5 protein-coding genes are annotated in these 7,782 nt (G+C 30.4%); all 5 read right to left on the bottom strand.

Going from position 1 to position 7,782, the window contains the following annotated elements:
* Nucleotides 1–1,188: putative glycoside hydrolase (locus tag ABJG40_RS13970; protein WP_348025207.1), on the bottom strand; the 1,188-nt coding region annotated here is incomplete at its 3' end.
* A 13-nt stretch (nt 1,189–1,201) separates the two neighbouring features.
* Nucleotides 1,202–2,737, bottom strand: coding sequence for an arylsulfatase (locus ABJG40_RS13965; RefSeq protein WP_348025206.1), 1,536 nt, complete (start codon nt 2,735–2,737; stop codon nt 1,202–1,204).
* A gap of 190 nt (nt 2,738–2,927) precedes the next feature.
* The gene (locus ABJG40_RS13960; protein ID WP_348025205.1) at nt 2,928–3,992 is read right to left on the bottom strand and encodes an alpha/beta hydrolase; all 1,065 of its coding nucleotides are present in this window, start codon (nt 3,990–3,992) and stop codon (nt 2,928–2,930) included.
* A 31-nt stretch (nt 3,993–4,023) separates the two neighbouring features.
* Nucleotides 4,024–5,625 carry an arylsulfatase gene (locus tag ABJG40_RS13955; RefSeq protein ID WP_348025204.1) on the bottom strand — a complete coding sequence of 534 codons (1,602 nt, stop codon included), beginning with the start codon at nt 5,623–5,625 and terminating at the stop codon, nt 4,024–4,026.
* Nucleotides 5,626–5,633: 8 nt separating this feature from the next.
* On the bottom strand, nt 5,634–7,514 hold the full coding sequence (locus ABJG40_RS13950) for an alpha-L-fucosidase (RefSeq protein ID WP_348025203.1): 1,881 nt from the start codon (nt 7,512–7,514) through the stop codon (nt 5,634–5,636).
* Nucleotides 7,515–7,782 lie beyond the last annotated feature (268 nt).

The following is a 7,782-nucleotide window of genomic DNA, read 5'->3' as shown; positions in this document are numbered from 1 at the left end:
AGTGATCTTAGCTTGTCTAGTTTCCGTATTCACCCAAACAGAAGCATGTTCAAATTCGCGTGTAAACTCCCAATCTGTAGCGGATGTTCTTTGATATGCACTTTTAGGAGCACCTAATGGTTTTTGCAATTGGGGATATTCCATTAAAGAACCATGTGCCAATTGCCAACCCCAACCATATTGAAAATAAGAATAGGGTTGCGCACCAATTAAGTAACAAGCCAGATAATACTCTAATTTTTCTTTAGAGAGTTTTGCATAACGTTCATTTCTAAGTTTTCCTTTATAATATGTCGGATTTGTATGCGCTACAGGATCATATTCTACACCAATTCTAAAGATTGACATTTTTCCGGCTTTAGAAATTTTAAGCATGTCCTGCCAATCATTCAGTAGTTTTTCTTTGCTTAGCATCTTTTCTCCATAATGTTCAAACATATTGGCATCTATAGATGGAAAAACATGTCTTGCTAATCTAGCATTTGCATTGTTCCCAAGTACTATTTTATCAGGACCTAATTTTTCTTTTAAAGCTTTCATCATCGTTCCCATTGCTTTTTGAACGTCTTGCGCTTTATCTTGGCGTAACCAAGCAAAACCATGCATTTGATCTATAAAAGCACCATCTGCACCAGAAAACTGAACAGCTTCAGCAACCGTATTCACCCACCATTTGCGAAAATCTGGATTTAAAACATCAAAATAAAAAACATTTTTTCGTTCTTCTAATGCTTTAGTTTCAGGATTTTCTATCAAAAAGGCCTTTAGTTCAGGATAATTATTAATATTTTCTTGTGTGAAATTCTTGTTGTAAGAAGTGAAAGGCCAAGCATAAGCTGAATTAAAATAAAAAAGCACTTTCATATCTGGTTTTGCCTTCTTAAAAGCTTCTACTTCATGTTTTGCTCCTAATTCTGCAGCTCCTAAATTACCTTGTCCATGCGATTTTTCAATACAAATAAAGTCTGTTCTTTCTGCAATAAATGCTACTTCTTCTGGATGTAAAACTCGTTTTGGGTCCCCAAACATATAATACATTGGTGTTGTTTCCCAACTAAATTTCGGATAAAATGATTTTGTTTCAAAAGTACTTCCATCACTTATTTTATATGGAATTTTAGCCGTTACACATGAGCAAAACAATAAAACAATTGATAATACGCTAATATTAGAAAGATTAAATTTCATAAAAAAAGTATTGTTAATTTTTTGATTTCTTTTTATTCTTTTTATTCTTCTTGTTTTTTTTGTTTTTCTTTTTTTCGCTTTTCCACAATACAATTTTATCAACATCATTTTTAGAAAACTCTCCTTTTGTACTTCTACCTGTTATTATATCTAATTCCAATTGTTTTAGCAATTTTTCTACGATTTTTGGACATTTTGTATATAAATTATTAGATTCAGAAGGGTCTTTTTGGATATCATATAATTGAGCAATAGGCATATCTCTAGATTCATTTTCTCTTGGTGAAGACCATCCTCCAGAACCTTTAGCTAATAATAATTTCCATTTCCCTAATCGATACCCAAAATGTCCAGAAATTGAATGGTGTATTACACCAGCTCTAGTGCTTTTTATTTTTTTTCCTTTTAAAGCTGATAAAAAACTGACACTATCTTCTCCACTTTCACTAGGTAGATCTTTATTGGTAATATCAGAAAAAGTAGCAATAACATCTGTTAAACAAATTAGTGCATTATTTTTTGAGTTAGGTTTTACCATATTAGGCCATTTTACAATAAAAGGAACACGATGTCCTCCATCCCATAAATCTGATTTTGAGCCTCTATATCCCGCACTTACAATATGCCCTTGTTTTGCAAGTTCTTTAATGTCTGCAGCTTTAGAGGTACCATTATCACTACTAAAAATCACTAAAGTGTTTTCTGATAATCCATTATCTTTAAGAGCTTTTGTTATAGCACCTACTGTTGCGTCTGTTTGCATTACAAAATCTGCATAGGCTCCAAGTCCACTTTTACCTTGCCATTCTTTTGAAGGTAATATTGGTGTGTGTGGTGAACCTAAAGGAACATATAAGAAAAATGGTTTTCCGTCTTTATTTTTTGCTTGCTTCTCAATGTATTCAACAGATTTGGTTGTTAAACGAGGCAACATATTAATTTCATCTTCATGAAGAACAACTTCATCATTTTCAATGACAGCTTTCATATCTCTAGCATGATGAAAACCATGATAATAATCAAATCCTCTATTAATTGGCCCATCAGGAATGATAGCGCCAACAGGAGGTAACTGTTTCTTTGCAATTTTAGCAATTGGTGTTTTAGTATTCGGATCTAAATATTGAAAATTAAGATGCCATTTTCCAATTAAAGCGGTATGATAACCTTGGTCACCAAGGAAATCTCCAACTGTTGGGCGATTTTCTTTAATTAAATTTGGAGCAAAACCTTGAACTACTCCACTTTGTAGTTTTGTACGCCAACTATAACGTCCTGTCATAATACCATAACGTGTAGGTGTACAAACAGATGCGCCAGAGTGAGCATCTGTAAAAGTCATCCCTTCTTGGGTTAATTGATCTATATGTGGAGTTTTAATTTTACTTGTTTCTGGAGCTAAACTTTGTACATCTCCATAGCCTAAATCATCACATAATATAAAAACGATATTTGGTCTTTCCGAATTCGTTTGTGCATTTGAACACCAAACAGCAGAAATTAACATTATAAATACTAATTTGATATTTAAAAACTTCAATCCATTCATAATTACTTAAATTTATGTTTTACTAGTTTAAATAGTTATACTAACCAACAACTTTTAATATTTGAAAAATCCATACAAGCATCTATTTTTACGAAATGATTGACTTAAAAAAATAATGGTTATAGAGCAAAATTAAATCTATAATTAAAACTATAGTATCTCTATTCTTTTTTTTAATTGCTTTAATCAATTATTTTGAATGAGAAACAAAATAATCAATAGTAGTTTTAATAATAGATGCTCTGGTTGGAATAATATCTGCGCCCACTTTTCGCCAATTATGTCCTGCATTTTTAATTATTAATGTTGTTACAGACGCATCAACAATTTTTGCTTTTTCGTCCATATAATAAGCATGTTTTACTGGTATTGTTGTGTCTTTATCACCTTGTATCATTAATAGAGGAGGGCTGTTTTTTTGTAAATAATTAATAGGACTCACTTCTTTATACAGCAATAACTTATCTTTAGGTTTGGTATTTGGATTTACAATTCTTGGACCAAATCTATCTTTAAAGTTTGGACTGTTATTATGATTAAATAAACTTATTTTTTCAAAATCACAAGGGCCGTACCAAGATACTCCGGCTATCATTTTATAAGTATATGAAGCCAAATTAGGATCACCTTTTAAACTTTTAGGAGAACTTAATAATAACATTTGAGAAATTTGACCACCTGCAGAATCTCCAAAAGAAAAGAAACGATTTGTATCTATTCCTAATGTATTATTATGTTTCGATAAATAACGCATGGCATCTTTACTATCTATAACACAATCACGCATAAATGTAGTACCTTTTTTACTCCAAAGTCTATATCCCACAGAGACAACACAAAAACCTTTGTTTAAAAGTGCTTCATGAACCACTTTAAAAGATGCGTTTGCAGCAGCATGTTTGCTTCCTACTGCCCAACCACCTCCATGAGTGTAAATAATAACAGGTAATTTTTGGGCTTTTTTAAAGTTCTTAGGATAATAAATATCTAGATATAAATTTTCTTCTTTTGTTTTTTTGTACAAAACATTTAATTTCCTTTTCCCACCTATATCTAAATAAGAAAGTTTCAACTTACTAGAATATTCTTTAAAACTAACTTTATTGTCTTTATTTTTATCTAATTTTTTCCATCTTTTTTTGATGTAAACATCTCGATATGCTCCCTTTGATTGATCATCAGTTTGGGAAAAGCTATTCCCCACCAATACTATGGTAAAAGCAAGAATAATAAGTCTATTTATTTTAACTTCCATAAATGTGGTCATGTTACTGAATTTTGTATTTTTAAAAAGCAAAATTTGCTTGAGGCCATTCTCCTGTTATTGCATCATTTTTTTGAATTTTTCCAGAGGTACTTCTACCTTCTCTTATTTGTTTGATTAACAATTCTTTCAATTCCTTAACCTTTTCAGGATATTTACTAGCAATATTTTTTTTCTCTTTGATGTCTGTTTTTAAATTGTATAATATTTCTTCAGAAAAAATATCTTTATGTTTTTTTGTTTTTCCTGATGCCATAACTCCAGAATTTGGAGATACTACTAATTTCCAATCTCCTTTTCTGATGGCAAAAACACCATATTTATCATGATGAATAGTAGCTTTTCTTAAGTAATTTCCATCATTGGTTAATAAAGGCATCATGCTAAAACTATCTTCAGCTTCATTATCCTTAAAGTTATAATTGATAATGTCTGCACAAGTCGCAATAAAATCTGTAGTACAAATTGTGGCATCAGAAACGGAATTTGGTTTGATCTTTTTTGGCCATTTTACAAGAAACGGAACTCTATGACCACCTTCTAAATAGCTTCCTTTGTAACCACTATAAATATAACTTGGACTGTGTTTTTCTTTTCTTAATGTTTTTAAATCATTGGTAGTTGCAAAGCCATTATCACTGGCAAAAACAACCAATGTATTTTCATCGATTCCTTGTTCTTTTAATGTTTTAAAAATCGTTCCCATTAAATCATCAATCATCATAACAAAATCTGCATAAGGGCTATTAATTTCACTTTTTCCTTTCCAAGGAGCAATTGGTAGCACAGGGTTATGAGGAGAAGGCAAGGGAATGTACATAAAAAAAGGGGCTTTCTTATTTGCGTTCTCTTTAATAAATGAAATGGATTTATTAACAATGTTTGGTAGTACTTGATCGTGTTTAAAATCATCTGCAATATCACCTTTTATCCAAGTTGCAAAAGGAGATTGTTTTTTAGTTTGAGATGATATTCCTTTAGGAATCATTGTTGCTTTATCATTTTCTAAATACACAAAAGGAGGCATATTTAAAGAAGCTGAAATCATATATGAGTAATCAAACCCCATATTTAAAGGTCCAAATTTTAAAGGTTTACTATAATCAATGTTTTTAAAATTTAAACGATTTGTTTTATCTGAAAAATGCTCAAATTCTGGGTTGTTATTTTTCATAGTCCAATTTAGACCCAAATGCCATTTTCCAATATTTGCAGTTTTATACCCATTATTTTTTAATAATTGAGCAACAGTTAACCTGTTTTTTCGAATTAAAGATGGTGAATTTCCCCAAGTAACAAACTCTTTTAAAGGTGTTCTCCAATTATACCTTCCTGTTAATATTCCGTATCTAGTTGGTGTGCAAACAGAAGATGAGGTATGTGCATCTGAAAATAGCATACCTTCTTGTCCCATTTTATCTAAATTAGGTGTTTGTATTTTACTGTTTTCATTATAAATACTAACATCTCCAATCCCTAAATCATCAGCTAAGATGTATATGATGTTAGGTTTTTTATTCTTTGTTTTTTCTGTTGTTTGGCTACTTGCACAATTTATATGAATAAAAAAGACTGATAAAAGTAGAAAACGTATTTGATGAATTTGAGTCAATTTACTTTTCATAATTTATTTTACTTGTTTTTTAAAGTAATTTCTAATGCGTAACCTAATGAGTTTATTGGCAAACTAGTTATTGTAGTTTTTAATCCGTTTTTATTTTGATCCCAAACAAGAGGTTTGTCGCTTCCTAATAATTTTACTTGTTCAACACTTCCTTCTCCTTTTCTTAGCGATTTTATAAGAATATCACCTTCAGTATTAGATAGAGAAATAACGTAAACTTTATTATCTTTTGATGTAAACCAAAAATCTTTTGAAGTAAAATTTCTTTTAAATCCTTTAACGGCTCTATGACCTGTACCTTCTAAAAGAGTTTCTTCTTGCCCTTCATTAGGTATTTTCCAACGAGATGTTCCATAAATAGCATCCGCATTTTGATGTATCCATTTCCCCATTTCACGTAAGTTTTTGGCACTTGTTTCAGGGACATTTCCTTTTCCATCGGGACCAATGTTTAACAAGTAATTTCCACCTTTTGATAAAATATCAACAAAGTAGTACAATAATTCTTTAGGACTCTTCCAATCCTTATCATAAGATTTATAACCCCAAGAATTATTAGTAGTTCCGCAGGTTTCCCAATATTTTTCTAATTTTTCTGATGCAGAAGGAATCTTGTTATCTCCAGCATCTAAATAATCACCAAAAGAATAACCAACTCTTCTATTCACTAATACCTTTGGATTTATATCATAAACGAGTTTATAAAAATTAAAAGCTTGTTTTTCTGTAACAAAACCAGTTCCATCAAACCAAATTAAACGTAATTCTGGTAATAAAGTTAAGAGTTCTTTTATTTGAGGATAAGCTTTATTCTGAAGATATTCTTTATGCGTATTTTTAGTTGGGTTCCATAAGTTTTTACCTGTTGGATGTGTGTAAATTCCTAAAGAATCGTTTACTTTTTTAACGTTGGCATAGTTACCATCTGTACCATCCATCCAATCATTTCCATGAGAATAATACACTCCAAAATCGATACCTTCTTTTAAACAAGCATCATATAGTTCCTTAATAATATCTGCATTGTAAGGTGTTGCATCAACCATATTATATGCAGAACTTTTAGAATTGAACAAAGAAAAACCATCATGATGTTTAGAGGTAATTACAATGTATTTCATGCCAACATCTTTGGCAAGTTTTGCTATATTCTTTGCAAATGATTTATCAGGATTAAAGGTTTTGGCTAGTTTTTTATATTCTTCTCTAGGAATTTTAAAAGCATACATTAACCATTCTGCTACTTTTGGTCCTGGATAAGGTGAGTTATTAATTTTGGTTCCTTTCCAAATTCCTCCAGCCTGAGAATATAATCCCCAGTGGATAAACATTCCTAACTTTGCTTCTTTAAAACGTTTAAGCGCTTCTTGTTTCTCATTAGATTGATGCATTGTTAACCATTCTTGATGATAGTTGCCAGAACCAATTGGTTTTTTATAATGAGGAATAATTCTTAACTTATTAAAGTTAGCGTCTGTTGTTATTGAAATTCTCTGTTTTTCTGTGTTTTTAAATTGAATTCTGTTTTTGAATTCTGATACTATTTTAGTAGCATTAATCACATAGTTTTTTGATAATGATTCTTTAAATTCGTGTGCTCCAATTTTTACTTTTGCATAATTTTCACCTTCGGATAATTCATCATTTGAAACTATTTGTATAACATATTCTGCTGGTTGTTTTACCTTAAAATTCCAAGAAAAGGTATTGTTTTCTTTTTTTACATCCGTTCTTTCTAAAAGAATCCAATTATTAGTTTGATCAAATTCTACCTTATTTAAAGTAATAGTATTTATCTTTTTTTTACAAGAGATAGAAACTAATAAAACCGTAAATACAACAATATACCTTGCTGGATTCATTTTGAAAAAAGGCTTTGTAACATTCATTTTAAATGATTTTTTAATAAATTTTTGGTTTCTATTCCAAAATACCTTATTCCTTTAATTGCTTATAATATTGGCGTGCAGTGGTTGCTATTTTATGCTGTTCTTATTTCCCATCATTATGAATAGGTTGAAGAGGGCTATTATTCGATATAATATTTTGTAAATTAAGTAATTACTTTTGGGTTTTCATGGTATTCTGTAAAACGATATTTGGAGGACGCTTTTTAGCTTTTTTGTGTTTTCTTGTGGATAGATGGTTTTAGAATAA

It is taken from the genome of Polaribacter sp. (genome assembly GCF_039939415.1).
Taxonomy (GTDB): domain Bacteria; phylum Bacteroidota; class Bacteroidia; order Flavobacteriales; family Flavobacteriaceae; genus Polaribacter.
This window is presented reverse-complemented; position numbering and strand designations above follow the sequence as displayed.